General features: G+C 61.3%; 22 protein-coding genes. 8 read left to right on the top strand and 14 right to left on the bottom strand.

Annotated elements, in window-relative coordinates; all coding sequences use genetic code 11:
* Positions 1–207 precede the first annotated feature (207 nt).
* From phoP to CYR52_RS09470, 3 genes are all read left to right on the top strand, one after another.
* Positions 208–879 carry a two-component system response regulator PhoP gene (gene phoP, locus CYR52_RS09480; protein WP_072925322.1) on the top strand — a complete coding sequence of 224 codons (672 nt, stop codon included), beginning with the start codon at positions 208–210 and terminating at the stop codon, positions 877–879.
* Between the two features lie 28 nt (positions 880–907).
* Positions 908–2,350: a two-component system sensor histidine kinase PhoQ gene (gene phoQ / locus CYR52_RS09475; RefSeq protein WP_072925325.1), complete on the top strand. Its 1,443-nt coding sequence runs from the start codon at positions 908–910 to the stop codon at positions 2,348–2,350.
* A gap of 96 nt (positions 2,351–2,446) precedes the next feature.
* On the top strand, positions 2,447–3,568 hold the full coding sequence (locus tag CYR52_RS09470; protein WP_072925329.1) for a ribosomal protein uL16 3-hydroxylase: 1,122 nt from the start codon (positions 2,447–2,449) through the stop codon (positions 3,566–3,568).
* A gap of 72 nt (positions 3,569–3,640) precedes the next feature.
* Here CYR52_RS09470 and pepT read toward each other — a convergent pair whose 3' ends face one another.
* A complete protein-coding gene (gene pepT / locus CYR52_RS09465; protein WP_072925331.1) occupies positions 3,641–4,876 on the bottom strand; it encodes a peptidase T in 1,236 nt (411 codons plus the stop codon).
* Positions 4,877–5,163: 287 nt separating this feature from the next.
* Here pepT and potA point away from each other — a divergent pair, with 287 nt between their 5' ends.
* From potA to potD, 4 genes are all read left to right on the top strand, one after another.
* Complete coding sequence (potA, locus tag CYR52_RS09460; RefSeq protein WP_072925334.1) at positions 5,164–6,282, top strand: spermidine/putrescine ABC transporter ATP-binding protein PotA; 1,119 nt, start codon at positions 5,164–5,166, stop codon at positions 6,280–6,282.
* Positions 6,266–7,126, top strand: a complete 861-nt coding sequence (potB, locus tag CYR52_RS09455; protein WP_072925337.1) for a spermidine/putrescine ABC transporter permease PotB — start codon at positions 6,266–6,268, stop codon at positions 7,124–7,126. Before potA ends, potB begins: the two co-directional genes overlap by 17 nt.
* On the top strand, positions 7,123–7,905 hold the full coding sequence (gene potC / locus CYR52_RS09450; protein WP_072925340.1) for a spermidine/putrescine ABC transporter permease PotC: 783 nt from the start codon (positions 7,123–7,125) through the stop codon (positions 7,903–7,905). The genes potB and potC overlap by 4 nt, the downstream gene beginning before the upstream one ends.
* Before the next feature lie 141 nt (positions 7,906–8,046).
* Positions 8,047–9,087 (top strand): spermidine/putrescine ABC transporter substrate-binding protein PotD, encoded by a 1,041-nt coding sequence (gene potD, locus CYR52_RS09445; RefSeq protein ID WP_072925343.1) that lies wholly within the window; start codon positions 8,047–8,049, stop codon positions 9,085–9,087.
* A gap of 44 nt (positions 9,088–9,131) precedes the next feature.
* Here the strand turns inward: potD and cobB are convergent, their stop codons facing one another.
* From cobB to lolC, 5 genes are read right to left on the bottom strand one after another with little or no spacing between them, the layout of a single operon-like run.
* Positions 9,132–9,962 carry a Sir2 family NAD+-dependent deacetylase gene (gene cobB / locus CYR52_RS09440; RefSeq protein ID WP_072925347.1) on the bottom strand — a complete coding sequence of 277 codons (831 nt, stop codon included), beginning with the start codon at positions 9,960–9,962 and terminating at the stop codon, positions 9,132–9,134.
* Positions 9,963–10,010: 48 nt separating this feature from the next.
* Positions 10,011–10,916, bottom strand: a complete 906-nt coding sequence (gene nagK / locus CYR52_RS09435) for an N-acetylglucosamine kinase (RefSeq protein WP_101828494.1) — start codon at positions 10,914–10,916, stop codon at positions 10,011–10,013.
* A gap of 10 nt (positions 10,917–10,926) precedes the next feature.
* The gene (lolE, locus tag CYR52_RS09430; protein WP_101828493.1) at positions 10,927–12,174 is read right to left on the bottom strand and encodes a lipoprotein-releasing ABC transporter permease subunit LolE; all 1,248 of its coding nucleotides are present in this window, start codon (positions 12,172–12,174) and stop codon (positions 10,927–10,929) included.
* Positions 12,174–12,878, bottom strand: coding sequence for a lipoprotein-releasing ABC transporter ATP-binding protein LolD (gene lolD / locus CYR52_RS09425; protein ID WP_072925354.1), 705 nt, complete (start codon positions 12,876–12,878; stop codon positions 12,174–12,176). The genes lolE and lolD overlap by 1 nt, the downstream gene beginning before the upstream one ends.
* A complete protein-coding gene (lolC, locus tag CYR52_RS09420; protein WP_101828492.1) occupies positions 12,871–14,073 on the bottom strand; it encodes a lipoprotein-releasing ABC transporter permease subunit LolC in 1,203 nt (400 codons plus the stop codon). The genes lolD and lolC overlap by 8 nt, the downstream gene beginning before the upstream one ends.
* A 280-nt stretch (positions 14,074–14,353) precedes the next feature.
* Here lolC and mfd point away from each other — a divergent pair, with 280 nt between their 5' ends.
* Positions 14,354–17,797: a transcription-repair coupling factor gene (gene mfd, locus CYR52_RS09415; protein ID WP_072925360.1), complete on the top strand. Its 3,444-nt coding sequence runs from the start codon at positions 14,354–14,356 to the stop codon at positions 17,795–17,797.
* Positions 17,798–17,947: 150 nt separating this feature from the next.
* Here mfd and CYR52_RS09410 read toward each other — a convergent pair whose 3' ends face one another.
* From CYR52_RS09410 to hinT, 8 genes are all read right to left on the bottom strand, one after another.
* Positions 17,948–18,493: a glycine zipper 2TM domain-containing protein gene (locus CYR52_RS09410; RefSeq protein WP_101828491.1), complete on the bottom strand. Its 546-nt coding sequence runs from the start codon at positions 18,491–18,493 to the stop codon at positions 17,948–17,950.
* Between the two features lie 326 nt (positions 18,494–18,819).
* Positions 18,820–20,130, bottom strand: coding sequence for an NAD(P)/FAD-dependent oxidoreductase (locus CYR52_RS09405; RefSeq protein ID WP_072925364.1), 1,311 nt, complete (start codon positions 20,128–20,130; stop codon positions 18,820–18,822).
* 336 nt (positions 20,131–20,466) lie between these two features.
* A complete protein-coding gene (gene ycfP / locus CYR52_RS09400; protein ID WP_072925367.1) occupies positions 20,467–21,009 on the bottom strand; it encodes an alpha/beta hydrolase YcfP in 543 nt (180 codons plus the stop codon).
* 55 nt (positions 21,010–21,064) lie between these two features.
* Positions 21,065–22,096 (bottom strand): beta-N-acetylhexosaminidase, encoded by a 1,032-nt coding sequence (nagZ, locus tag CYR52_RS09395; protein ID WP_101828490.1) that lies wholly within the window; start codon positions 22,094–22,096, stop codon positions 21,065–21,067.
* A gap of 46 nt (positions 22,097–22,142) precedes the next feature.
* On the bottom strand, positions 22,143–22,991 hold the full coding sequence (locus CYR52_RS09390; RefSeq protein WP_101828489.1) for a phosphotransferase: 849 nt from the start codon (positions 22,989–22,991) through the stop codon (positions 22,143–22,145).
* Positions 22,975–23,577 carry a penicillin-binding protein activator LpoB gene (lpoB, locus tag CYR52_RS09385; protein ID WP_101828488.1) on the bottom strand — a complete coding sequence of 201 codons (603 nt, stop codon included), beginning with the start codon at positions 23,575–23,577 and terminating at the stop codon, positions 22,975–22,977. Before lpoB ends, CYR52_RS09390 begins: the two co-directional genes overlap by 17 nt.
* Before the next feature lie 20 nt (positions 23,578–23,597).
* On the bottom strand, positions 23,598–23,978 hold the full coding sequence (locus CYR52_RS09380) for a YcfL family putative periplasmic lipoprotein (RefSeq protein WP_072925377.1): 381 nt from the start codon (positions 23,976–23,978) through the stop codon (positions 23,598–23,600).
* Between the two features lie 13 nt (positions 23,979–23,991).
* Positions 23,992–24,342, bottom strand: coding sequence for a purine nucleoside phosphoramidase (hinT, locus tag CYR52_RS09375; RefSeq protein ID WP_072925380.1), 351 nt, complete (start codon positions 24,340–24,342; stop codon positions 23,992–23,994).
* Positions 24,343–24,360: the final 18 nt, after the last annotated feature.

Genomic DNA, 24,360 nt, shown 5'->3' with positions numbered 1-24,360 from the left:
GCCTCCCCTGTTGCGTCTCCGTTTGCCCGGTTATCCCGGCGGTTTACCTGTGGTTTAGCCGGCGCAGTGATAATAGGCGCATCCGGGCAGCCGGCGGCGACAAAAGTCTCGGGCAAACACAGCGGTTCCTGCCATAATGGCGGGCTGAGCCTGACCGGGCCGCGCGCCCGGCTCCCCACTCATGGCAGCATTTCAGAGGAAACAGCTATGCGCGTTTTGGTCGTGGAAGATAATGCCCTGCTGCGCCATCATCTGGCGGTTCAGATGCGGGAGATGGGGCATCAGGTGGATGCCGCCGAAGATGCCAAAGAGGCGGATTACTTTTTGCGGGAACATGCGCCGGACATCGCGATTGTGGATCTCGGCCTGCCGGGCGAGGACGGGCTGAGCCTGATCCAGCGCTGGCGCAGCCACCAGACCACGCTGCCGATCCTGGTGCTGACCGCGCGGGAAAGCTGGCAGGACAAAGTGGCGGTGCTGGAAGCCGGGGCGGATGACTACGTCACCAAACCCTTCCATCTGGAAGAGGTGATTGCCCGGATGCAGGCGCTGATGCGCCGCAACAGCGGGCTGGCTTCCCAGATTATCAGCCTGCCGCCGTTCCAGGTCGATTTGTCGCGGCGGGAGCTCAGCATCCATGACCAGCTGATCAAGCTCACCGCCTTTGAGTACACCATTATCGAAACGCTGATTCGTAACGCCGGTAAAGTCGTCAGCAAAGATGCGCTGATGCTGCAACTCTACCCGGATGCCGAACTGCGCGAGAGCCATACCATCGATGTGCTGATGGGCCGCCTGCGCAAAAAGATCCAGGCCGGTTACCCGCATGAGGTGATCACCACCGTGCGCGGCCAGGGCTACCGCTTTGATGTGGGCTGACCGGCACCATGCCTGAGGCCAGCCCGCGATGAGCCGCCGTACGCCTTTTTCGCTCCGCGCCCGCTTCCTGCTGGCCACCGCGGCAGTGGTGCTGGCGCTGTCCCTGGCGTATGGGCTGGTGGCGGTGGTCGGCTATATTGTCAGCTTTGATAAAACCGCCTATACCCTGCTGCGCGGCGAAAGCAACCTGTTCTTCAGCCTGGCGCAGTGGCGCGATAAACGGCTGACCATCACCGTGCCGCCGGATCTTGACCTCAACTCCCCGACGCTGGTGCTGATTTACGATGACCACGGCACCCTGCTGTGGCACCAGCGCGCCGTGCCGGGGCTGGAGTCCCGCATCCCGCGTGACTGGCTGCGCAAGGGCGGCTTCTACGAGCTGGACGCCGACCCGCACCTCAGCAGCACCGTGGTCGGCAATAATCCCCATGCCCAGCGCCAGTTAAAAGGGTACGAAGAGGATGAGCCGTCACTGACGCACTCGGTGGTGGTGAATAAGTACGCCGCCACTGCCCGCCTGCCGCCGCTGAGCATCGTGGTGATCGACACCATCCCGCAGGAGTTACAGCGCAGTGACCTGGTCTGGCAGTGGTTCAGCTATGTGCTGCTGGCTAATCTGTTGCTGGTGCTGCCGCTGCTGTGGCTGGCGGCGCACTGGAGCCTGCGGCCGATCAAGGTGCTGGCGCAACAGGTGGGCGAGCTGGAGAAGCGCGAACGGGAGATGCTGGAGGTGAACCCGCCGCAGGAGTTGCGCAGCCTGGTGCGTAACCTCAATGTGTTGCTGAACAATGAGCGCGGCCGCTCCCTGCGCTACCGCACCACCCTCGCCGACCTGACCCACAGCCTGAAAACCCCGCTGGCGGTATTGCAATCGACCCTGCGCGCGTTGCGCGGCGGCAAACAGCTCACCATTGAGCAGGCTGAGCCGGTGATGCTGGAGCAGATCAGCCGCATCTCCCAGCAAATCGGCTACTACCTGCACCGCGCCAGCCTCGATTCAGAGAAAAACGTGCTGACCCGCGAAATCCACTCCGTCTCCGCCCTGCTCGACAGCCTCTGTTCCGCGCTCAATAAAGTCTACCAGCGCAAGGGCGTGGTGCTGACGCTGGAGATCCCGCCGGAGCTGACCTTTATCGGCGATAAAAATGACTTTATGGAAGTGATGGGGAACCTGCTCGACAACGCCTGCAAATATTCGCTGGAGTTTATTGAGGTCAGCGCCATTCCGGCGGAAAACCAGCTGGTGCTGGTGGTGGACGATGACGGCCCCGGCATCCCGCCCGCCAAACGTGAGCTGATTTTCCAGCGCGGCCAGCGCGCGGACACGTTACGCCCCGGCCAGGGTATCGGGCTGGCGGTGGCGAGTGAGATCATCATGCGTTATCAGGGCAGCATTACCCTCAGCGACAGCCCGCTCGGTGGCGCGCGGATGCAGGTAACCTTTGGCCGCCAGGGTGAGTCTGGGGAATAAATGCCCGCCTGATGGCTTTTGCGCAGGGAAATACACGCGCCGCGCCCGGCATCCGTTATACTCGCTGCTAGTCTCCCCCGAACAGTGGAATACACAATGGATTACCAACTTGACCTCGACTGGCCTGATTTCCTGCAACGTTACTGGCAAAAGCGCCCGGTTATCCTGAAGCGCGGCTTCAAGAACTTTATTGACCCGATCTCCCCGGATGAACTGGCCGGGCTGGCGATGGAAAATGAGGTCGACAGCCGGCTGGTCAGCCATGACGAAGGCAAATGGCAGGTCAGCCACGGGCCGTTCACCAGCTTTGATCATCTGGGTGAGACGAACTGGTCGCTGCTGGTGCAGGCAGTTGACCACTGGCATGAGCCGTCTGCGGCACTGATGCGCCCATTCCGCCACATCCCGGACTGGCGCATGGATGATCTGATGATCTCCTTCTCGGTACCGGGCGGCGGCGTTGGCCCGCATCTCGACCAGTACGATGTGTTTATCATCCAGGGCACCGGCCGCCGCCGCTGGCGCGTGGGGGAAAAGGTGGCGCTGAAGCAGCACTGCCCGCACCCGGACCTGCTTCAGGTCGAGCCGTTCGATGCCATCATTGATGAAGAGATGGAGCCGGGCGACATCCTCTACATTCCGCCGGGCTTCCCGCATGAAGGCTATTCGCTGGAAAATGCGCTGAACTACTCCGTGGGCTTCCGTGCGCCGAACGGCCGCGAGCTGGTGAGCGGTTTTGCCGACTACGTGCTGTCACGCGAGCTGGGCAGCAAGCGCTACAGCGACCCGGACCTGCCGGCGCGTGAGCAGCACGCGGACATCCTGCCGCAGGAGCTGGACGGCCTGCGCGGCATGATGCTGGAGCTGTTGCAGCAGCCGGAGCACTTTGAGGGCTGGTTTGGGGAGTTTATTTCCCAGTCGCGCCACGAGCTGGATCTGGCACCGCCGGAGCCGCCGTACCAGGCCGGTGAGATTTATGAGCTGATGCAGAGCGGCGAAGTGCTGCAACGCGTCGGTGGCCTGCGGGTACTGCGGATTGGCGAGCGCTGCTTTGTGAACGGTGAGCGCATGGAAACAGAACATGCGGCAGCGGCAAACGCGCTCTGCCAGCACATGACGCTGGATGCCTCGCACTTCGGCGATGCGCTGGATGACCCGTCCTTCCTGGCGCTGCTGGCCGCGCTGGTGAACAGCGGCTACTGGTACTTCAAAGACTGAGTGACCGGCAAACCCGCCGGCCAATGAAAAAAGCCGGGCAGCCTGCGCTGCCCGGCTTTTTTATGCCTCGTTTCAGGCGCTTTTGGCGCGCTGCGCGGTGAGTTCGGCAATACGGGTGATCACCGACACCGATTTTTCCATCCCTTCCAGGGTGGCGAACTCATGTTTGCCGTGGTAGTTGTAACCGCCGGTGAAGATGTTCGGGCACGGCAGCCCCATAAACGAAAGCTGTGCGCCGTCCGTCCCGCCGCGGATCGGCTTCATCACCGGCTCGATGTCATTGTCTTTCATCGCCTGCGCGGCAATCTCAATGATGTGCGGGTGCTTCGCCACCTCCTCGCGCATGTTGTAGTAGCTGTCCTCCAGCGTCACCTCAATGTAGCAATCCGGGTGCAGCCCCTCGCCTACCTGTTCCGCCACGCTTATCAGCTGCTGTTTGCGCGCCTCAAATTTCTCGCGGTCAAAATCACGGATGATGTAGTGCATCTCTGCACGGTCAACGCTGCCTTTCATGCTGTTCAGGTGGAAGAAGCCCTCGTAACCGGCGGTGTGCTCCGGCGTCTCCGCCGGCGGCAGCGCCTGATGGATACGGGTCGCCAGTGACAGGGCGTTCACCATCACCCCTTTGGCGGTGCCGGGGTGGACGTTATTGCCGACAATTTTAATCGTGGCCGAGGCGGCGTTGAAATTCTCATACTCCAGCTCGCCCACGCCGCCGCCGTCCACGGTGTAAGCCCACTCGGCCCCAAACGCCGCGACATCAAAGACGTGCGGCCCCTTGCCGACTTCCTCATCCGGCGTAAAGGCCACCCGGATCTCGCCATGCGGAATGTCACCCTGTTTCAGCCGGGCCATCGCCGTCATGATTTCAGCGATACCGGCTTTGTCATCCGCGCCGAGCAGCGTTTTGCCGTCGGTGGTGATCAGCGTCTGCCCCAGTAACTGGTGCAGCACCGGGAACATCACCGGCGACAGCACCTCCTCACCGCTGCCCAGTGCCACATCGCCGCCGCGGTAGTTCTCGACAATCTGGGGGTTCACATTTTTGGCCGTAAAATCCGGCGAGGTATCCAGGTGCGAAATAAAACCGATCACCGGCACCGGCCAGTCCACATTGGCCGGCAGGGTCGCCATCACGCAGCAGTGCTCGCTCAGGGTGATCGCCTCCAGCCCCAGCGCGGCCAGCTCCTGCTGCAATGCATGGGCCAGCTTCCACTGCCCTTCTGTGCTCGGCACCTGGCGGACATTCACTTTTGACTGGGTATCAATAGAGACGTAATGCAGAAAACGATCGAGTAAGTTATCCATAGTCTATCCTCTGAGAGCCGCGGGCCATTATGCGCAGCCTGATGGGGTGAGTGTATTGCGTCAGGTCAGTTTTCATCTTTGTTAACCTTAGCGTTTATTTGCCCCGTTTGGGCCGCTTACGCGCTGTTTGCCGGGTTTTTCCCCGCTCAGGCTGCGTAAGCATTGGTGATACCGGCAGTTTCACGTAGAATTCACCCCCTCCGAGATCTGACTCACTGTATGAGACGATAGCCTGCTGCGCGCTGCCAAACCGGCAACCTGAGCACAAGAAAAGAGTGCCCCGATAAATGACTGAAAACCTGTCTCCGACCCCCCTGGTTACCCTGAGCGGATTGAGTAAAGCCTTTGACGGCAAAACCATTATCCGCGATCTCAACCTGACCATTAATCATGGCGAATTCCTGACCCTGCTCGGCCCGTCCGGCTGCGGCAAAACCACGGTATTGCGCCTGATTGCCGGCCTGGAAGAGACCGACAGCGGCACCATCATCCTGGATGGCCAGGATGTGACTGCCGTGCCGGCTGAACACCGCCACGTCAATACCGTTTTCCAGAGCTACGCCCTGTTCCCGCACATGAGCGTGTTTGAGAATGTGGCCTTTGGCCTGCGGATGCAGAAGACGCCGGAGGCGGAGATCGCCGGCCGGGTGACCGATGCGCTGCGGATGGTGCAACTGGATGAATTTGCCCAGCGCCGCCCGCACCAGCTTTCCGGCGGCCAGCAGCAGCGGGTGGCGATTGCGCGGGCGGTGGTCAACCGCCCGCGGGTCTTGCTGCTGGATGAGTCGCTCTCCGCGCTGGACTACAAATTGCGCAAACAGATGCAGAACGAACTCAAAGCGCTGCAACGCAAACTCGGCATCACCTTTGTGTTCGTCACCCACGATCAGGAAGAGGCGCTGACCATGTCAGACCGTATCGTGGTGATGCGTGACGGGCGGATCGAGCAGGACGGCACCCCGCGCCAGATTTATGAGGAGCCGGAGAACCTGTTTGTCGCCAGCTTTATCGGTGAAATCAACATTTTTGAGGCACAAGTGATCCGCCGCCTGGATGACCAGCGCGTGCGCGCCTGGGTCGAGGGGCGTGAGTGTGACATCACGGTGAACCAGCTGGCAGTGACGCCGGGGCAAAGGCTGAACGTGCTGCTGCGCCCGGAGGATCTCAAAGTGCAGGAGATTAACGAGGGCGACACCGCCGAGGGCTTTATCGGCCATGTGCGGGAGCGCAACTACAAAGGCATGACGCTGGAGTCCACGGTGGAACTGGCCAGCGGCAAACTGGTGATGGTCAGTGAGTTCTTCAACGAGGATGACCCGGATGTGGATCACTCCCTCAACCAGACCGTGGCGGTGACCTGGATCGAAAGCTGGGAGGTGGTGCTCGCCGATGAACAGCTCACGTAAGCTTTTTCAGCGCGGGGTGATCCTGCTGGTGGTGGCCTGGCTGACACTGTTTGTCTTCCTGCCGAACCTGATGATCATCGGCACCAGTTTCCTGACCCGCGATAACGACAGCCTGGTGCGGATGGTGTTCTCGCTGGACAACTACCGGCGGCTGCTGGACCCGCTGTACGCCGATGTGCTGCTGCACTCGCTGAATATGGCGCTGATCGCCACCCTCTGCTGCTTGCTGATTGGCTATCCGTTCGCCTTTATCCTGGCGCGGCTGCCGGCCCGCGTGCGGCCGTTGCTGCTGTTCCTGCTGATTGTGCCGTTCTGGACCAACTCCCTGATCCGCGTTTACGGGCTGAAGATTTTCCTCAGCACCCGCGGCTACCTGAATGAGTGGCTGATGGCGCTGGGGCTTACCGATACCCCGCTGCGCATTATGTACACGCCGCAGGCGGTGATCCTCGGCCTTATCTACATCCTGTTGCCGTTTATGGTGATGCCGCTCTACGCCAGCATTGAAAAGCTCGACAAAGCCTATCTGGAGGCGGCGCGCGACCTGGGCGCAGGCAAGGTGCAGACCTTTGTGCGCATCATCCTGCCGCTGACCATGCCGGGCATTATCGCCGGCAGTTTGCTGGTGATGCTGCCGGCAATGGGGCTGTTCTACATTGCTGACCTGATGGGCGGTGCGAAAAACCTGCTGATCGGCAATGTGATCAAGAGCCAGTTCCTGAATATCCGTGACTGGCCGTTCGGCGCGGCCACCAGCATCTGCCTGACGCTGCTGATGGGCCTGATGCTGCTTGTTTATTACAAAGTGGCGAAAGCGCTGAACAAAAAAGGGGAGCTGGAATGATTGGACGCGGGTTGCGCGGCGGCTTTATGGCGCTGGTGTACGCTTACTTTTATATCCCCATCATCATCCTGATCGTGAATTCGTTTAACAGTTCACGCTTTGGCTTTAACTGGCAGGGGTTCACTACCCGCTGGTACAGCACCCTGATGAATAATGACAGCCTGATCGAGGCGGCACGCCACTCCGTGACGATGGGCGTGCTCTCCGCGACCTTTGCGACGCTGATCGGCGCGCTGACGGCGGTGGCGCTCTACCGCTACCGCTTCCGCGGCAAGCCGTTTGTCAGCGGGATGCTGTTTGTGGTGATGATGTCGCCGGACATCGTGATGGCGATTTCGCTGCTGGTGCTGTTTATGCTGGTGGGGATGTCGCTCGGCTTCTGGTCGCTGCTGTTTTCCCATATCACCTTCTGCCTGCCGTTTGTGGTGGTCACCGTCTATTCGCGGCTGAAAGGGTTTGATGTGCGGATGCTGGAAGCGGCCCGTGATCTGGGGGCCGGGGAGTTGACCATCCTGCGCAAAATCATCCTGCCGCTGGCGATGCCTGCGGTGGCCGCCGGCTGGCTGCTGAGTTTTACGCTGTCGATGGATGATGTGGTGGTGTCGTCGTTTGTCACCGGGCCGGATTACGAGATTTTGCCGCTGAAGATCTACTCGATGGTCAAGGTCGGGGTATCGCCGGAGATCAATGCGCTGGCGACCCTGCTGCTGGCACTGTCACTGGTGCTGGTGCTCGCCAGCCAGTGGCTGTTGCGTGACCGGTCACCCCATCAGGGGTAGCAACCGGTTGCTTCCTTTCACGCCGGGCGCTCCTTATACTGGGCGCCTGGTTTTTTAATGGACGGCCGAGACGTCCGGATGGTGAAACACCCCTCCCGTGCCGCAGGCACACCGGAGAGAGGGTGATTAACAGGGGTAACAATGAAAAAAACAGCACAGTGGCTGGCAGCGGGCTTACTGGCCGCCAGCGCCTTCGCCCAGGCGGATGACAACAACACCTTATACTTCTACAACTGGACGGAGTACGTCCCGCCGGGCCTGCTGGAGCAGTTCACCAAAGAGACCGGCATCAAGGTGATTTACTCCACCTATGAGTCCAACGAAACCATGTACGCCAAGCTGAAAACCTATAAAGAGGGCGCGTACGACCTGGTGGTGCCGTCGACCTATTTTGTGTCGAAAATGCGCAAAGAAGGCATGTTGCAGAAGATCGACAAAAGCAAGCTCAGCCACTTCTCTGCCCTGGACCCGAACCTGCTGAACAAGCCGTTTGACCCAGGCAATGACTACTCGATCCCTTACATCTGGGGTGCCACGGCGATTGGGGTCAACAGTGACCAGATCGACCCGAAAACCATCACCGGCTGGGCCGACCTGTGGAAGCCGGAATACAAAGGCAGTCTGCTGCTTACCGACGATGCGCGTGAAGTGTTCCAGATTGCGCTGCGCAAGCTCGGCCACTCCGGCAACACCACTGACCCGAAAGAGATTGAGGCGGCCTACCAGGAATTGCGCAAGCTGATGCCGAACGTGCTGGCCTTCAACTCTGACAACCCGGCGAACCCGTACATGGAAGGGGAAGTGAACCTCGGCATGGTGTGGAACGGCTCTGCCTACGTGGCGCGCCAGGCCGGCACACCGCTGACGGTGGTGTGGCCGAAAGAGGGCGGGATTTTCTGGATGGACAGCCTGGCGATCCCGGCCAACGCGCATAACGTGGAAGGCGCGCACAAGCTGATTGATTTCCTGCTGCGTCCGGAAGTGGCGGCGCAAGTGGCGGAAACCATCGGTTACCCAACGCCGAACCTGGAAGCGAAAAAACTGCTGCCGCCTGAGGTGGCGAATGACCCGTCGCTCTACCCGTCTGACGCGGTGATGAAAAACGGTGAGTGGCAGAATGACGTCGGCACCACCAGCGAGCTGTACGAAACGCTTTACCAGAAACTCAAAGCCGGGCAGTAAACGGCTTCCCTGCCGGGCGCGCCCTGCGCCCGGTTATCCGTGCCCTACTGCCACTTCCCTTCCCCACCGGCGATCATCTGGCGGACAAACGCCGGCACCACCTCACTCGCCAGCCCGTACTGCCGCTCATCAAACTGGCTTTCGACCTGGCTCGGCTCCAGGTTCAGCTCCACCGTGTGCGCCCCGCTCAGCCGCGCCTCATGCACAAAGCCCGCCGCCGGGTAAACATGGCCGGAGGTGCCTATCGAGATAAAGTAATCCGCTTTCGCCAGCGCCTGATAAATCTCATCCATGCCGATCGGCATTTCGCCAAACCACACCACATGCGGGCGCAGCGGTGACGGGAACTGGCAACAGTGGCAGCGGTCATCCACTGTCAGGTCGCCCGGCCACTCAATCACCTGGTTGGAACGGGTACAGCGCACTTTCAGCAGCTCGCCGTGCATATGCAGCACCCGCTGGTTACCGGCGCGTTCGTGCAGGTTATCGATATTCTGCGTCACCAGCAGGAAGTGGTCGCCCAGGTTTTCTTCCAGTTCTGCCAGTGCCAGATGGGCGGCGTTGGGCGCAATCGCCGGTTGCTGCAACTGTTGCCGCCGGGCGTTGTAGAACGCCTGCACGCGCGCCGGATCACGCTGGAACCCTTCCGGCGTGGCGACATCCTCCACGCGGTGCTCCTCCCACAGCCCGTCCGCCGCGCGGAACGTGCGGATGCCGGACTCCGCGGAAATGCCCGCGCCGGTCAATACCACCACAAAAGGTTTTTTCATCTCGGTAACCGCCATATTGTCACGATGGAAAATGCGTGAGCGAAATCGTTGGTGCCGCAAATGTTTCAGCTTGCGGAACCGGCGCAGCCTGTGGCGTGTGTGCATGACACCTGCTCCTCTGTACTGCGGTGCGCGACCCCGGATGGGATAACGTTACTCTAACAAATTTAGGCAGGCTGCCCCGCGCGCGCCACCTGCATCGCCATAGCGGGCTTTTTCAATGCGCGGCGGCTCACAGCCCGGCAACAGGTGGGCCGGCAGGCGCGCGGCCAGCGCCGGGTAAAGCTCATCCACATTCGACAGGCCGCCGCCAATCACCACCAGATGCGGGTCCAGCACAGTCAGCAGGTTGCCGAGGCAGGCCGCCAGCAGGTCGGCGTAGCGGTCAACGTGCGCCACGGCAATGGCGTCCCCGGCCCGGTAGCGCGCCATGATCGCCGGGGCGGTGAGCGGTTGGCCGCCGCCCAGGGCATATAAGCGCTCAAACCCACGGCCGGAGAGGTAACCCTCCATGCAGTCGGTCTGGCCGCAGCCGCACACCACCGGCGCGGCATCAGGCCCCAGCAACGCCCGTGCATCCACCGGCAGGCGCATATGGCCCACTTCCCCGGCCACGCCGTTACGGCCGCCAAACACCCTGCCGTTAAACACCAGCCCGCCGCCGACGCCGGTGCCGAGAATCAGCCCCAGCACGCTCGGGTAGGCACGGAATTCGTCATCCCAGGCTTCTGAGAGCGCAAAACAGTTGGCATCATTGTCAATGCGGACGTCACGCCCCAGCAGGCGCGCCAGATCCGCCTGCAACCGCTTGCCGGATGCCGCCGGGACATTGGCAGAAAACAGCGTGCCGTCAGCCTTAATCAGGCCGGGAATACCGATGCCGACCCGCCCGCCACCGACACGGGCATCGGCCTCCTGCACCAGCGCCGCCAGCGCCGCCAGCAACGCCGCGTAGTCATCCCGCGGGGTCGGCACCCGTTTCTGCCACCGCCGGGTGAGCTGCCGGTCAAACACCGCCAGCTCAATTTTGCTGCCGCCCATATCAATGCCGTAATACATGCTCAATCCCTTACTGGCCGCCGCTCAACACGCGTGCCGGGTCGATGCGGCTGGCGCGCCGTGCCGGATACCAGCTGGCGATCAGGCTCAGCAGGATGGCGGTCAGCAGCACGCCGCCGACGTCCAGCCAGTGCAGTTCTGACGGCAGGAAATCGATGAAGTAGATGTCACCCGACAGGAACTGATGGCCGATCAGCGTTTCCAGCCCGCGCACAACCGGCGTAAGCTGCAATGCCGCCACCACGCCGACCACCACGCCGCTCAGGCTGCCGACCAGCCCGGCCAGCAGCCCGTACCAGATGAAAACAGCGCGGATCAGCCGGTCACCCGCGCCCAGGGTGCGCAGCACGGCGATGTCACTGCTCTTGTCTTTGACCGCCATCACCAGCGTGGAGACGATATTGAAGCAGGCCACGCCAATCACCAGCACCAGCGCCAGGTACATAATGGCGCGCACCATTTCGATGTCGCGGTACATGTAGCCGTAGGTGCCGATCCAGCTGCGGATATAGACGTAAGCTTCAGTGACTTTGCCTGCGTCGCGCACCAGGGTATTGGCGCTGAACGGGTCATTGGCTTTGAGGGCAATCCCCGTGACACTGTCACCCATGTCGAGATAGCCCTGCGCATCGGCCAGCGGCACCATCGCAAAGCTGTGGTCGAGCTGGCCGCTGAGTTGCAGGATGCCGGTCACCCGCAGGCGGATGCGCTTGGGTTGCAGCAGTTTGCCCTGCGGATCGCTGTTTGGGATCATCACCGTGACGGAGGACCCGGCCTTGACGCCCAGTTCATCGGCGATGCCTTTGCCCAGGATCACCTGCTGTTCACCGGCGCGGAAATGCGCCCAGGCGTCGCCCTGCACAAAGTGCGGCAGCGCGCTGAGTTGCGCTTCCTGTTGCGGGTCCACGCCTTTTACCTGCACCGCGCGCAATTTCGCGCCGCTTTCCAGCAGGCCGGTGAAATTAATGTACGGCGCGGCGGCCGCCACGCCCGGCACCGCCGCCACTTTCGGCAGCAGCGCTTGCCAGCCGTTAAACGGCTGGTCTACCGGCTCAATTTCACCGTGCGGCACCACCGCCAGAATACGGTTATTCAGCTCACGCTCGAAACCGTTCATCGCGCTCAGGCCGACAATCAGCACTGCCACACCCAGCGCAATGCCGACGGTCGAGATGATGGAGATCAGCGACACCATGCCGCTGCGGCGACGGCCGCGGCTGAAGCGCAGGCCAATCACCAGGGAGAGAGGCAGCCCCATTACTGCGCCCCCAGCAGGGAAACATCCTGCTGCAACCGGCCGTCACGCATCTCCAGCTGGCGGTTCAGGCGGCGCGCCAGCGACAGGTCGTGGGTCACCACCAGGAACGCGGTGCCCTGCCGCACGTTCAGCTCGCCCAGCAGTTCAAAAATGCTGTCGGCATTGCGCTGGTCAAGGTTGCCGGTCGGCTCATCCGCCAGCACCAGCGACGGGTTATTCACCAGCGCACGGGCGATCGCCACCCGCTGGCGCTCCCCGCCGGAGAGTTCAGACGGCCGGTGGCCGCTGCGTTTCTCCAGCCCGACGGCAGCCAGCATCTCACGCGCTTTTTCCTGCGCGTCCGCCGCGCTGCCGGTGCCGATCAGCAACGGCATCGCCACATTCTCCAGCGCCGTAAAATCCGGCAGCAGGTGGTGGAACTGGTAGATAAAGCCCAGCTCACGGTTACGCAGTGCGGCTTTGGCGCGGGAGGACATGCCGCTGAGCGCCGTGCCTTTGAACACCACATCCCCGGAGGTGGGGGTGTCCAGCCCGCCCAGCAGGTGCAGCAAGGTACTTTTGCCCGACCCGGAGCTGCCCACGATCGCCATCATCTCGCCCGGCTGCATGGCAAAGGTCACATCGCGCAGCACAGAGGTTTGCAGCTTGCCTTCCTGATAGGTTTTGCACAGGCTGTCGCACTGCAATAAAGGATGGTTACTCATAACGTAAAGCCTCAGCGGGTTGAACGGCGGCAGCGCGCCATGAAGGGTAAAGCGTGGAAAGCAAAGCCACCGCCATCGCCACCAGCGCAATGCTGATGACCTGGAGCGGCTCAATGTCGACCGGCAGCGACGCGCCGTCAATCGCCATGCCGAGCGCGGGCATAATCGTCCCCAGCTGGCTCGCCAGCAGGGTGCCGAGCAGCGCCCCGAGCAGTGCGCCGATAATGCCGGCACTGGCGCCCTGCACCATAAACACCGTCATAATCTGGCGGCGCGTCAGCCCCTGGGTTTGCAGGATCGCGACTTCACCCTGCTTTTCCATCACCAGCAGGCCGAGCGAGGTGATGATGTTAAAGGCCGCCACCGCCACAATCAGGCTAAGCAGCAGCCCCATCATGTTCTTCTCCATGCGCACCGCCTGGAACAGCTCGCCTTTGCGGACACGCCAGTCTTTCCACTGGGTGCCGGCCGGCAGCGGCTGTTGGCTCAGGGTATCTACCGCGAGCGGTTGTTCCAGCGTCAGCCGCCAGCCGGTGATGTTGCCTGCCGGGTAGCGCATCAGGCGGGAGGCGTCCTGCTGGTTCACCAGCAGCTGGTAGCCGTCCACTTCACTGTTGGCCGCAAAGGTGCCGATCACGGTAAACAGGCGCTGGCTCGGGATCCGCCCCATCGGGGTGAATTCGCTGGCGCTGGTGACCATCAGCCGCAGCGTGTCGCCGCGTTTGACGCCCAGTTGCCCGGCCAGCTGTTCACCCAGAATGACGTGGTAACTTTTCGGCTGGAGCTGCTGTTGCTGTGCGCCGACCAGATAGCGCGCCAGCGGCTCCGGCTGGTCCGGGTTGACGCCCAGCATCACGCCGACGGCCACGCCGCGCGCGCTTTGCAGCACCACATCGCCGGTGGTCAGCGGCACAATGCCCGCGACGCCCTGTAAACCGGCCAGGCCGGAGGCGGGGAGTTTCTGTGGGTTAAGGGAGCCCTGCGGGGTGGTGATCAGCGCCTGAGGCATCAGCCCGAGAATGTTCCTCTCGAGATCGCGCTCAAAGCCGTTCATCACGGAGAGGACGGTAACCAGCGCCATCACGCCAAGCGTAATGCCGATGGTGGAAAGCCAGGAAACAAACCGGCCGAAGCGGTCTGAGGCCCGCCCGCGCATATAACGCAGGCCGATGAATAACGCGACAGGTTGATACATGAAATCCGTTTTATGACAGTTGCTAAAGCAAAGTGATCAAGGATAATAAAGGCTACAACCGCATTAGGGAACCACTTCCTTTAGTAAGTACTTGTGTCGGTACTTATCTATTAACTACCAGGCTTTCAGGGTTGCTTATACTTACTGCATCGCGTTTTCTGCGCTGGTAAGCCAGCCTGATGCGTGTGCTGCCGCGAACCTGCGGCTTCACGATACGGCGGGCAAGATGCCCGACTGACCGGGATGGCCCGTTGCTGAACAAGAGAATGTAAAACTGCCTATGCCTCACACATACCGTTACTCCCTGCCCGCCCGCCGCGGCGATGTCCGTGTGCTTGGTCAACTGACCGGCTCAGCCTGCGCCGTCGAGTGCGCCGAGATCATTGAGCGCCATGATGGCCCGGTGATGCTGATCGCCCCTGACATGCAAAATGCCCTGCGGCTGCGTGATGAGATCCAGCAGTTCACCTCACACCTGGTGACGGCGCTGTCGGACTGGGAAACCCTGCCCTATGACAGCTTCTCCCCGCACCAGGAGATCATTTCCGCCCGCCTCTCCAGCCTCTACCAGCTGCCGACGATGGCGCGCGGGGTCATTATCCTGCCGGTCAACACCCTGATGCAGCGCGTCTGCCCCCATGCGTTTTTGCACGGCCACGCGCTGGTGATGCAAAAAGGGCAGCGCCTCTCGCGTGACAAACTGCGCGCCCAGCTGGAGCAGGCGGGCTACCGCAGTGTGGATCAGGTGATGGAACATGGTGAGTACGCCACCCGCGGCGCGCTGCTTGACCTCTACCCGATGGGCAGCGAGGAGCCGTACCGCCTCGATTTCTTTGATGACGAGATCGACAGCCTGCGGGTGTTTGATGTGGATACCCAGCGCACCCTGAGCGAAGTGGATCGCATTAACCTGTTACCGGCGCATGAGTTCCCGACCGATAAAGCGGCGATTGAGCTGTTCCGCAGCCAGTGGCGGGAAAAATTTGATGTGCGCCGTGAGCCGGAGCACATCTACCAGCAGGTCAGCAAAGGCACCTTCCCGGCCGGGATTGAGTACTGGCAGCCGCTGTTCTTCAATGAACCGCTGAGCACGCTGTTCAGCTACCTGCCGGAAAATACCCTGCTGGTGAATACCGGCGATCTGGAGGCGTCAGCTGAGCGTTTCTGGCTGGACGTGAACCAGCGCTATGAGAACCGCCGCGTTGACCCGATGCGCCCGCTGCTGGAGCCGGAATCCCTGTGGCTGCGGGTTGATGCCCTGTTCGCCGAGCTGAAACAGTGGCCGCGGGTGCAACTGAAAACTGAGCAGCTGCCGGAGAAAGCCGCCAACACCAATTTAGGCTATGAGCCGCTGCCGTCACTGGCGGTGGAGCCGCAGCAGAAATCGCCGCTTGATACCTTGCGCCGTTTTGCGGAAGCCTTTACCGGCCGCCTGATCTTCTCGGTGGAGAGTGAGGGCCGCCGTGAAACCCTGCAGGATTTGCTGGCGCGGATTAAATTACGCCCGGTGCTGATTGAGCGCCTGGAGCAGGCGGAAGCGCCGGGCCACTACCTGATGATCGGCGCCAGTGAGCGCGGGTTCCTCGACCGCCCGCGTGAGCTGGCGCTGGTGTGCGAAAGCGACCTGCTGGGCGAGCGCGTCAGCCGCCGCCGCCAGGACAACCGCCGGACCATCAACACCGAAACGCTGATCCGCAACCTGGCGGAGCTGCACCCCGGCCAGCCGGTGGTGCATCTGGAGCACGGCGTCGGCCGCTATGCAGGCATGACCACGCTGGAAGCCGGCGGCATCAAGGCGGAATACCTGATCCTGACCTATGCCGGGGAGGACAAACTCTATGTGCCGGTCTCTTCGCTGCACCTGATCAGCCGTTATGCCGGGGGCGCGGATGAAAACGCCCCGCTGCATAAACTGGGCGGTGAAGCCTGGGGCCGGGCGCGCCAGAAAGCCGCCGAGCGGGTGCGGGATGTGGCGGCTGAGCTGCTCGACATCTATGCCCAGCGCGCCGCCAAAGAGGGCTACGCCTTTAAACATGACCGCGAGCAATACCAGCTGTTCTGCCAGTCCTTCCCGTTCGAAACCACGCCGGATCAGGAGCAGGCGATCAATGCCGTGCTGAGCGACATGTGCCGGCCGCTGGCAATGGACCGGCTGGTGTGCGGCGACGTCGGCTTCGGCAAGACCGAGGTGGCGATGCGCGCCGCGTTCCTGGCGGTGGAAAACCACAAGCAGGTGGCAGTGCTGGTGCCGACCACCCTGCTCGCCCAGCAGCATTATGATAACTTCCGCGATCGCTTCGCCAACTGGCCGGTGCGTATTGAGCTGATGTCGCGTTTCCGCAGCGCCAAAGAGCAGCAGGTGGTGATTGATGAGGCGGTCGAGGGCAAGGTCGACATCATTATCGGCACCCATAAATTGCTGATGAGCGATCTGCGCTGGAAAGACCTCGGCCTGCTGATTGTCGATGAGGAGCACCGTTTCGGTGTGCGCCACAAAGAGCGTATCAAGGCGATGCGCGCCGATGTGGACATCCTGACCCTGACGGCCACCCCGATCCCGCGGACGCTGAACATGGCGATGAGCGGGATGCGCGACCTGTCGATCATTGCCACCCCGCCGGCGCGGCGGCTGGCGGTGAAAACCTTCGTGCGCGAATATGACAGCCTGGTGGTGCGCGAGGCGATCCTGCGTGAGGTATTACGCGGCGGGCAGGTGTACTACCTCTATAACGACGTGGAAAATATTGAAAAGGCGGCTCAGCGCCTGACCGAACTGGTGCCGGAGGCACGGATTGCGGTCGGCCACGGCCAGATGCGCGAGCGCGACCTGGAGCGGGTGATGAATGATTTCCACCACCAGCGTTTCAATGTGCTGGTGTGTACCACCATCATCGAAACCGGCATCGACATCCCCAGCGCCAATACCATCATCATTGAACGGGCCGATCACCTCGGGCTGGCGCAGCTGCACCAGTTGCGCGGCCGGGTCGGGCGTTCCCACCACCAGGCCTACGCCTACCTGCTCACCCCGCCGCCCAAGGCGATGAGCGGCGATGCACTGAAACGGCTGGAGGCGATCGCCTCATTGGAAGATCTGGGGGCCGGGTTCGCGCTGGCCACGCATGATCTGGAGATCCGCGGGGCCGGTGAGCTGCTGGGTGAAGACCAGAGCGGGCAGATGACCACCGTCGGCTTTACGCTCTATATGGAGCTGCTGGAGAGCGCGGTGAATGCGCTGAAAGAGGGGCGCGAGCCGTCACTGGAGGATCTCACCAGCAACCAGACTGAGGTAGAGCTGCGGATGCCGTCGCTGTTGCCGGAAACCTACGTGCCTGACGTCAACACCCGGCTTTCGTTCTATAAACGCATCGCCAGCGCCAAACAGGCCGGTGAGCTGGAGGAGATCAAAGTTGAGCTGATTGACCGCTTTGGCCTGCTGCCGGATGCGGCGCGCAACCTGCTCGACATCGCCGCGTTGCGGCTGGCAGCGCAGGCGCTGGGCATCCGGCGCATTGAAGGCAATGAGCGCGGCGGCTTTATTGAATTCGGCGAACAGAACCGCGTCGACCCGGCCTACCTGATTGGCCTGTTGCAGAAAGAGCCGCAGGTCTACCGGCTGGATGGCCCGACCAAGCTGAAATTCAACCGCGATTTAACCGAGCGCAACCTGCGGCTGCAATTCCTGGACAGCCACCTGAAGGCCTTTGCTGAGCACACGCTCTGACCCCCTGCCGGGCGGCGGCCGCTGCCCGGTATTTTCCCCATAAGAAAGCCCGCGCCAATGTTAATGCCACTCGCTTACCTTGCCTCAGGCGGGTAAACGATCAGAACTAACACTGTGCGCGGGCGCAATTTTTCTATAGATACTGCGCTGTCAGGTGCGGTTGCTGTCGTTCAGAATCAGCTGGCCGTTACGATCCAGCGGGATCTGGTTGCCCGGCTGACGATCCATCCGCACTTTGCCCTGCTGGTCACCGATTTTATAGGTGACGTCATACCCCAGGGTTTTTTGGGTTTTCTCATACACCGTGCTGCAATGCTGTTTCGTGGTGGTGTAGGTGTCATTCTCCTGCAGGCTGCTCTGCGCGCGGTTCCCTGCATAGCCACCAGCCAGCGCCCCGGCCACGGTGGCGACATCGCGCCCGCGGCCGCCGCCAAACTGGTGGCCCAGCACCCCACCGGCCACCGCACCCAATACTGAGCCGGCGATCTGGTGTTCATCCTGCACCGGGCGACGGTGGGTGACGGTGACGTCACGGCACTCCTGGCGCGGCGTTTTTATGGTTTCCGTAATCGGTGTGGCATTCACTACCTGCGCATATTGCGGGCCGGAGAACGCTTCCATATTGCTGGCGACGGCGGCGATACCCATCGCGGCGGCAATGCCAATACCGATACCTGCGGCCATTGATTTATTCACAGGACATCCTCCCGGTTCATTCTTATGCCATGTTACATGCCCGGTACACCCCGGCCGTCAGACGACGCATCGTACCGCGGCCGGGTGCCCGGACAGGGGCAGTGATACCTGCTCTGCCCCCTTCTGATGGAAAGGAGTGTGCCTCTGGATTACGCATCCGGCAATAAGAGACGTGGACGAAAAGTGGCATTTTCACGGGGAAAACCGCAGGTTTAGGAGTTGTCTGAAGGGTAAAGCGTGCTTAAGTAAAATTTTATGCGGTCAACGTAACGTGGGAAAGAATAAGGCCCGCCGGGGATGGCGGGCCTTGGGTCACCTAAACAGGCTTAATGTAATTTCAGCCGCGGGCGGATGACGCGGTTAATACTGCCCACCAGCACCATCAGGCCGGTACGCAGGTAACCATGCAGCGCCACCTGGTGCATACGGTAGAGCGAGACGTAAACGAAACGCGCGATGCGCCCTTCGATCATCATCGAGCCGCGCATCAGGTTACCCATCAGGCTGCCCACGGTACTGAAGCGGGAGAGTGACACCAGCGAGCCGTTGTCTTTATAGATATACGGCTTCAGCTTGTTGTCATGGCCGTTGAGCTGCAACAGCAGGTTGTCATAGCAGCGGGAGGCCATCTGGTGCGCAGACTGGGCGCGCGGCGGCACAAATTTGCCGTCCGGCTGCGGGCAGGAGGCGCAGTCACCGATGGCATAGATGAACGGGTCACGCGTGGTTTGCAGGGTCGGTTCGACCACCAGCTGGTTGATGCGGTTGGTTTCCAGGCCGCCGATCTCTTTCATAAAGTCCGGTGCCTTGATCCCGGCAGCCCAGACCATCAGATCGGCTTCAATGTACTCGCCGCCTTTGGTGTTCAGGCCGCCCGCATCGGCGCTGGTGACCATGGTGTTGGTCAGCACGCGCACGCCGAGCTTGGTCAGCTCCTGATGGGCGGCGGCTGAGATGCGCGGCGGCAGCGCCGGCAGAATGCGTTCCCCGGCCTCCACCAGCGTCACATTCAGCGCTTTATTATCCAGCCCCTGGAAACCGTAGCTGTGCAGCTGTTTCACCGCATTGTGCAGTTCCGCAGAGAGCTCCACCCCGGTGGCCCCGCCGCCGACAATGGCGATGTTTACCTGCTCACGGTCAGCCGGGTTCGCGGAGAATTTCAGGAACAGGTTCAGCATCTCGTTGTGGAAACGGTGCGCCTGATGCGGGTTATCGAGGAAGATGCAGTTCTCTTTGACGCCCGGCGTACCGAAGTCATTGGAGGTGCTGCCCAGCGCCATCACCAGGTAGTCGTAGCTGATTTCACGCGCGGCAACCAGCACATCACCCTGGGCATCGCGGATCTCTGCCAGTTGCAGGGTTTTGCTCTCGCGGTTGATGTCAGTGACTGACCCGAGCTGGAACACGAAATGGTGGTTGCGGGCATGGGCCAGGTAGCTCAGTTCATCTACCCCGGCGTCCAGTGAGCCGGTGGCCACTTCGTGCAGCAACGGTTTCCATAAATGGCTGTTATTGCGATCGACCAACACAATTTCAGCCTTGTTTTTGCGGCCTAATTTATTCCCCAGGCTGGTTGCCAGCTCCAGCCCGCCTGCACCACCACCTACGATGACGATCTTTTTCATTGGCGTAGTCAATTTGACCCCCTCAAATGTGAACCATTTGTAATCTAAAAGTTAAAATAATGTCCTTAGAAAACATAGGGTTCGCGTAAATTAAACCTGCATCTGGGGCCAGAATAGCATGCGGGGTTATTTGGTCATACCAAAATTGATGTGCATCAAACTTTTTTGTTTATTTTGTAGACACAAGGCGATTTTAATGCATTTAAATCATTAAGTTATTAAGAATAATCTCACCTGCCGGCACAGGTTATATGCTGAAAAAAAGCGCAGGCAGCGTGCAGGAAACCAGCAAAAACGCACAAAAAAACCGGCCAGCTGAAGCGGGCCGGTCTTGGCACAAAACAGGCGTCAGCTTACGGTTTTAAACGCGTTAATACGTTGCAAATGCGGGGAGAGGTTTTTGAATTTATGGCCCTGCTGCTCATCCCAGAGGATGGGGTAATAAGGGTGCAGCGCGGCCGCACTGCGGCGGCTGTCCAGCACCTCATCCTGACGGGAGAGGATCAACAGACAGCGGTCACGGTTGCGCTCGCGGAAATCACTGACACATTTGGTGGCGATGTCGAGGTACTCTTCCGGCCGGTCGATTTTGCCGGGCATGTTCTCTTCCGGCCAGAGGTTGGGGTTGACGCTGACCTGGCGGATACCGCAGAGAAAACCGATACGCTCTGCCCAGAAGCCGCCCAGCCCCACTCCACAAATCAGCGGGCGGTCGTCACTGTTTTGCTGGAGCGCTTTATCCACCTCTTTCAGCAGGAATTGCATATCGTGGCGTGGATGCAGGGTGCTGTAGCTGATCAGCCTGACATCAGGATCGATGAATTGCAGTTGCAGCACTTTTTCATGATTGCCGGGACTGGTTGAATCAAAACCATGCAGATAAATGATCATGTTTTTCCCCGTATGATGTGAAACGGCCCCGGCCTGGATGGCCGGGGCCGGATAATCACCCGGCGTTCTGCTGTTTATGCGCCTGCCAGCGGTCATCCAGGGCGGTAAGCTCCCGGTTGGCCTGCTTCCAGCGCGGCGAGTCTAACAACGCCTGCCGGGTATATTTACCGCGATGATACAATTGTGCAACCTGCCCTGCGTTGACCGGCGTCAGGTTATCCAGCACGCTGACGGCCCCGGCGCGGTGGTTACACACCAGGATCATGTCGCATCCGGCATCCAGCGCGGCCTGGCCGCGTTCCGCGTAGCTGCCCATAATGGCTGCGCCTTCCATGGAGAGATCGTCCGAGAAGATGATGCCGGTAAAGCCCAGCTCCTGGCGGAGCACCTGCTTCAGCCACCAGGGTGAACCGCTGGCCGGGCGCGGATCGGCCTCAGTATAGATGACATGCGCAGGCATGATGGCATCCAGGCGGCGGCGGGCAATCAGCTCGCGGAAAATCAGCATGTCATGTTCGCGGATCTGCGCCAGCGGGCGCGGGTCACGCGGCGTCTCTTTGTGGGAGTCCGCAGCCACTGCCCCGTGGCCGGGGAAGTGTTTGCCGGTGCTTTTCATCCCGGCCTGTTGCATGCCGAGGATAAAGCGCTCCGCCATCGCCAGGGCAATCTGCGGCTCCTCATGGAAGGATCGCTCGCCAATCGCCGCGCTGCGGTGGCCGATGTCCAGCACCGGGGCAAAACTGATGTCGATGTCCATGCTGATCATCTCGGCGGCCATCAGCCAGCCCGCCTCTTCGGCCAGCCGCCCGCCCTCTTGCGCATCATTCAGCGCCGCAAAAGATTGGGCCGCCGGCAGGCGGGTGAAGCCGTCACGGAAACGCTGCACCCGGCCGCCTTCCTGATCCACCGCCACCACCAGCCGGTCATGTGAGGCCTGGCGGATTTGGCGCACCAGCTCGCGCAACTGCGCGGCATCATGAAAATTACGGCTGAACAGGATCAACCCGCCGACCAGCGGATGGCGCAGAATTTCACGTTCTTCTGCATCCAGTTCATACCCTTCCACATCTAACATTACCGGACCCACGGTACTCTCCCTTGACTGCCTGCTTGGGAACCTGTCGGTTCCGCTGTTATCGACTCTGTAACCGGGCGTGCAGGCCATCAGCCGCCGCCCTGAATGAAATAGTGTGTGTTTGCTGCCAGCGGACTTCGTACCACATCAGCATCAGGTAGTCGATCCACGGCAGCCAGCGGGTTACCGCTGTGTACAGCCTTCCGGCATCGCCGTAGCCGCCCGCCGCACAGTAGGCGGCCACCAGGGCTGTCTGCTGTTGTGCTGACCAGCCGTTGCCGCGCACCAGCGCCGCCAGTTCGCAGGCGATATCACCGTCGGCGGCGTACTCCCAGTCAATCAGCCGCCAGCCACCGCCGGTCACGATGATATTGCCGGCATGGATATCCATGTGCAGCGGCGCTATCTTCAGCACCGGCGGCAACGGCGCGCGCAGCAATGCCTGATGGTAACGCAGCCAGCGCGGCGTCAGGCGGGTGCGATCGATCTGCTGCCCCGACCTGACCAGGGCCGCCTTCAGCACCAGCGGAGAACCGCCGCGCGGCTGCCGGTGCAGCCTGACCAGCAACGGTGCCAGTGCCCCATCAGGCCCAAACGCCGCATCCGGCAATGGCTCACCGCCAATCCAGGCCACCAGCAGCCAGTCCCCGTGCAGCCCCAGCGGTGGCGGCCCCACGGCACCCTGGCGCTGGCGGCGCAGCATCCGCAGCTCCCGGCGGCGGCTGACGCCCATTTCCGCCATTTCCCGGGTCTGGCGGCGGGCCAGATACTCCCCCTGTGGGGTCTGGATGCGCCAGCTCTCCCCGGATAAGCCGGCCACCGGGCTAAAACAGCAACCGGCGGTATCGACCGCCGGCAGGAGCTGTTTCAGGCTGACAATCAGGCTGGGATCAACGCTGTACGTCACCGCTGCCCGACCAGACGATTTCGCCGGTCTGTACCAGCATCAATTGCATCTCCAGTGTCGGGGCTTTGGCACTGCCGCTGGCGTCACTGTAAAGCACATACTGCGCCTTGAGGTAACGCGCCAGGCCAATCGCCTTGCTGCGGGAGACCAGGCTGTCGTCGGCAGACAGGCCGAGCGCCTGCTTGGCCTGGATCAGCTGGCTGGCCGGCACCACCGAGAAGGTGCTGCTGCCGCCCAGGGCATCATAGAGGGCGGCCGTCGCGGCGCTGGTCTGTAGTGTGCCGTTGGTGCTGTTTTTCACATTATCCAGCAGCAGTACGCCCCCGCTCTCCACGCCCCCGGCGTTCAGCATCTGGGCCACCAGCGGCTGCACGCTGGCCGGCCAGTCAATCGGCTTTTGCATTTTCGGCGGCTGCGGCACGGTTTCTGACGTCGGCGGCAGCGGTTGGGTCGGCTGCGGTTGCGGCTGTTCAGGCTGCGGTTGGGTCGGGATGGTGGTGACCGGTGCCTGCGGCTCTTCCGGCGGCCGGGTCATACACCCGGACAGAATTAACGCGGCCGCAGCCACAAGTAAAAGCTTTTTCATTTACCCTCTCCGGTAACTGATTAAAGATAAAGATAGAGACGTACACTGTCGGCATCCAGGTTGCCCATCAGCGAATAGATCGTGGCCGTTGATGCGGGAGCCAGCGTAATGGTGCGCGGCGGCTGGAACGGCAGCACATCCAGCCCCTGCGCATCATACCAATAGAAGCGGTAATGCACGGTTACCGGGGTCATCTGGCTGTTTGACAGCACAGACGCGGCGCTTTTGCGCCCGGAGGCATCCGCAATGGTGGGTTTGTCTGCGATAATCCCTGCGGTAAGCACCGGCGACTCCATCACCACGGTTTGCTGCGTATTCAGCGCAATTTTTTGCGGGGAGCTGCACCCTGCCAGGGCGATGCCCATCAGCAGTGCCCACCCTGCGCGCCTGTAAACCTGCATAGTGTGTTTCCTGTCAGCGTGCCAGCATCGGGCCGAGCGGCCGGCCGCCCACCAGGTGCATATGAATGTGGTACACCTCCTGGCCGCCATGCCGGTTGCAGTTCATGATCAGGCGATAGCCATCTTCCGCAATGCCCTCTTGTTCAGCAATTTTTGCCGCCACGGTAAACATCCGCCCCAATGCGTGCTCATGCTCTGCGGCGACATCGTTAACGGTGGGGATCAGTAAGTTCGGCACAATCAGGATATGCGTGGGGGCCTGGGGCGAAATATCACGGAACGCCGTGACCAGCTCGTCCTGATAGACCACATCCGCCGGGATTTCGCGGCGGATAATTTTACTGAAAATGGTTTCTTCAGCCATGACGGTTGTCCTTTAGTA

The organism is Chimaeribacter arupi, from assembly GCF_002858805.1.
Classification (GTDB): Bacteria; Pseudomonadota; Gammaproteobacteria; order Enterobacterales; family Enterobacteriaceae; genus Chimaeribacter; species Chimaeribacter arupi.
This window is presented reverse-complemented; position numbering and strand designations above follow the sequence as displayed.

What these genes read in the sequence shown, in the direction of transcription:
- potA (WP_072925334.1), top strand. Translation starts at nt 5,164, where the DNA reads ATGACTGAAAACCTGTCTCCGACCCCCCTGGTTACCCTGAGCGGATTG.
- nagK (WP_101828494.1), bottom strand. Translation starts at nt 10,916, where the DNA reads ATGTATTACGGCATTGATATGGGCGGCAGCAAAATTGAGCTGGCGGTG.
- CYR52_RS09470 (WP_072925329.1), top strand. Translation starts at nt 2,447, where the DNA reads ATGGATTACCAACTTGACCTCGACTGGCCTGATTTCCTGCAACGTTAC.
- pepT (WP_072925331.1), bottom strand. Translation starts at nt 4,876, where the DNA reads ATGGATAACTTACTCGATCGTTTTCTGCATTACGTCTCTATTGATACC.
- lolD (WP_072925354.1), bottom strand. Translation starts at nt 12,878, where the DNA reads ATGAGTAACCATCCTTTATTGCAGTGCGACAGCCTGTGCAAAACCTAT.
- potD (WP_072925343.1), top strand. Translation starts at nt 8,047, where the DNA reads ATGAAAAAAACAGCACAGTGGCTGGCAGCGGGCTTACTGGCCGCCAGC.
- ycfP (WP_072925367.1), bottom strand. Translation starts at nt 21,009, where the DNA reads ATGATCATTTATCTGCATGGTTTTGATTCAACCAGTCCCGGCAATCAT.
- mfd (WP_072925360.1), top strand. Translation starts at nt 14,354, where the DNA reads ATGCCTCACACATACCGTTACTCCCTGCCCGCCCGCCGCGGCGATGTC.
- potC (WP_072925340.1), top strand. Translation starts at nt 7,123, where the DNA reads ATGATTGGACGCGGGTTGCGCGGCGGCTTTATGGCGCTGGTGTACGCT.
- cobB (WP_072925347.1), bottom strand. Translation starts at nt 9,962, where the DNA reads ATGCACACACGCCACAGGCTGCGCCGGTTCCGCAAGCTGAAACATTTG.
- CYR52_RS09380 (WP_072925377.1), bottom strand. Translation starts at nt 23,978, where the DNA reads ATGCAGGTTTACAGGCGCGCAGGGTGGGCACTGCTGATGGGCATCGCC.
- lolE (WP_101828493.1), bottom strand. Translation starts at nt 12,174, where the DNA reads ATGGGGCTGCCTCTCTCCCTGGTGATTGGCCTGCGCTTCAGCCGCGGC.
- phoQ (WP_072925325.1), top strand. Translation starts at nt 908, where the DNA reads ATGAGCCGCCGTACGCCTTTTTCGCTCCGCGCCCGCTTCCTGCTGGCC.
- hinT (WP_072925380.1), bottom strand. Translation starts at nt 24,342, where the DNA reads ATGGCTGAAGAAACCATTTTCAGTAAAATTATCCGCCGCGAAATCCCG.
- potB (WP_072925337.1), top strand. Translation starts at nt 6,266, where the DNA reads ATGAACAGCTCACGTAAGCTTTTTCAGCGCGGGGTGATCCTGCTGGTG.
- phoP (WP_072925322.1), top strand. Translation starts at nt 208, where the DNA reads ATGCGCGTTTTGGTCGTGGAAGATAATGCCCTGCTGCGCCATCATCTG.
- lolC (WP_101828492.1), bottom strand. Translation starts at nt 14,073, where the DNA reads ATGTATCAACCTGTCGCGTTATTCATCGGCCTGCGTTATATGCGCGGG.
- lpoB (WP_101828488.1), bottom strand. Translation starts at nt 23,577, where the DNA reads ATGAAAAAGCTTTTACTTGTGGCTGCGGCCGCGTTAATTCTGTCCGGG.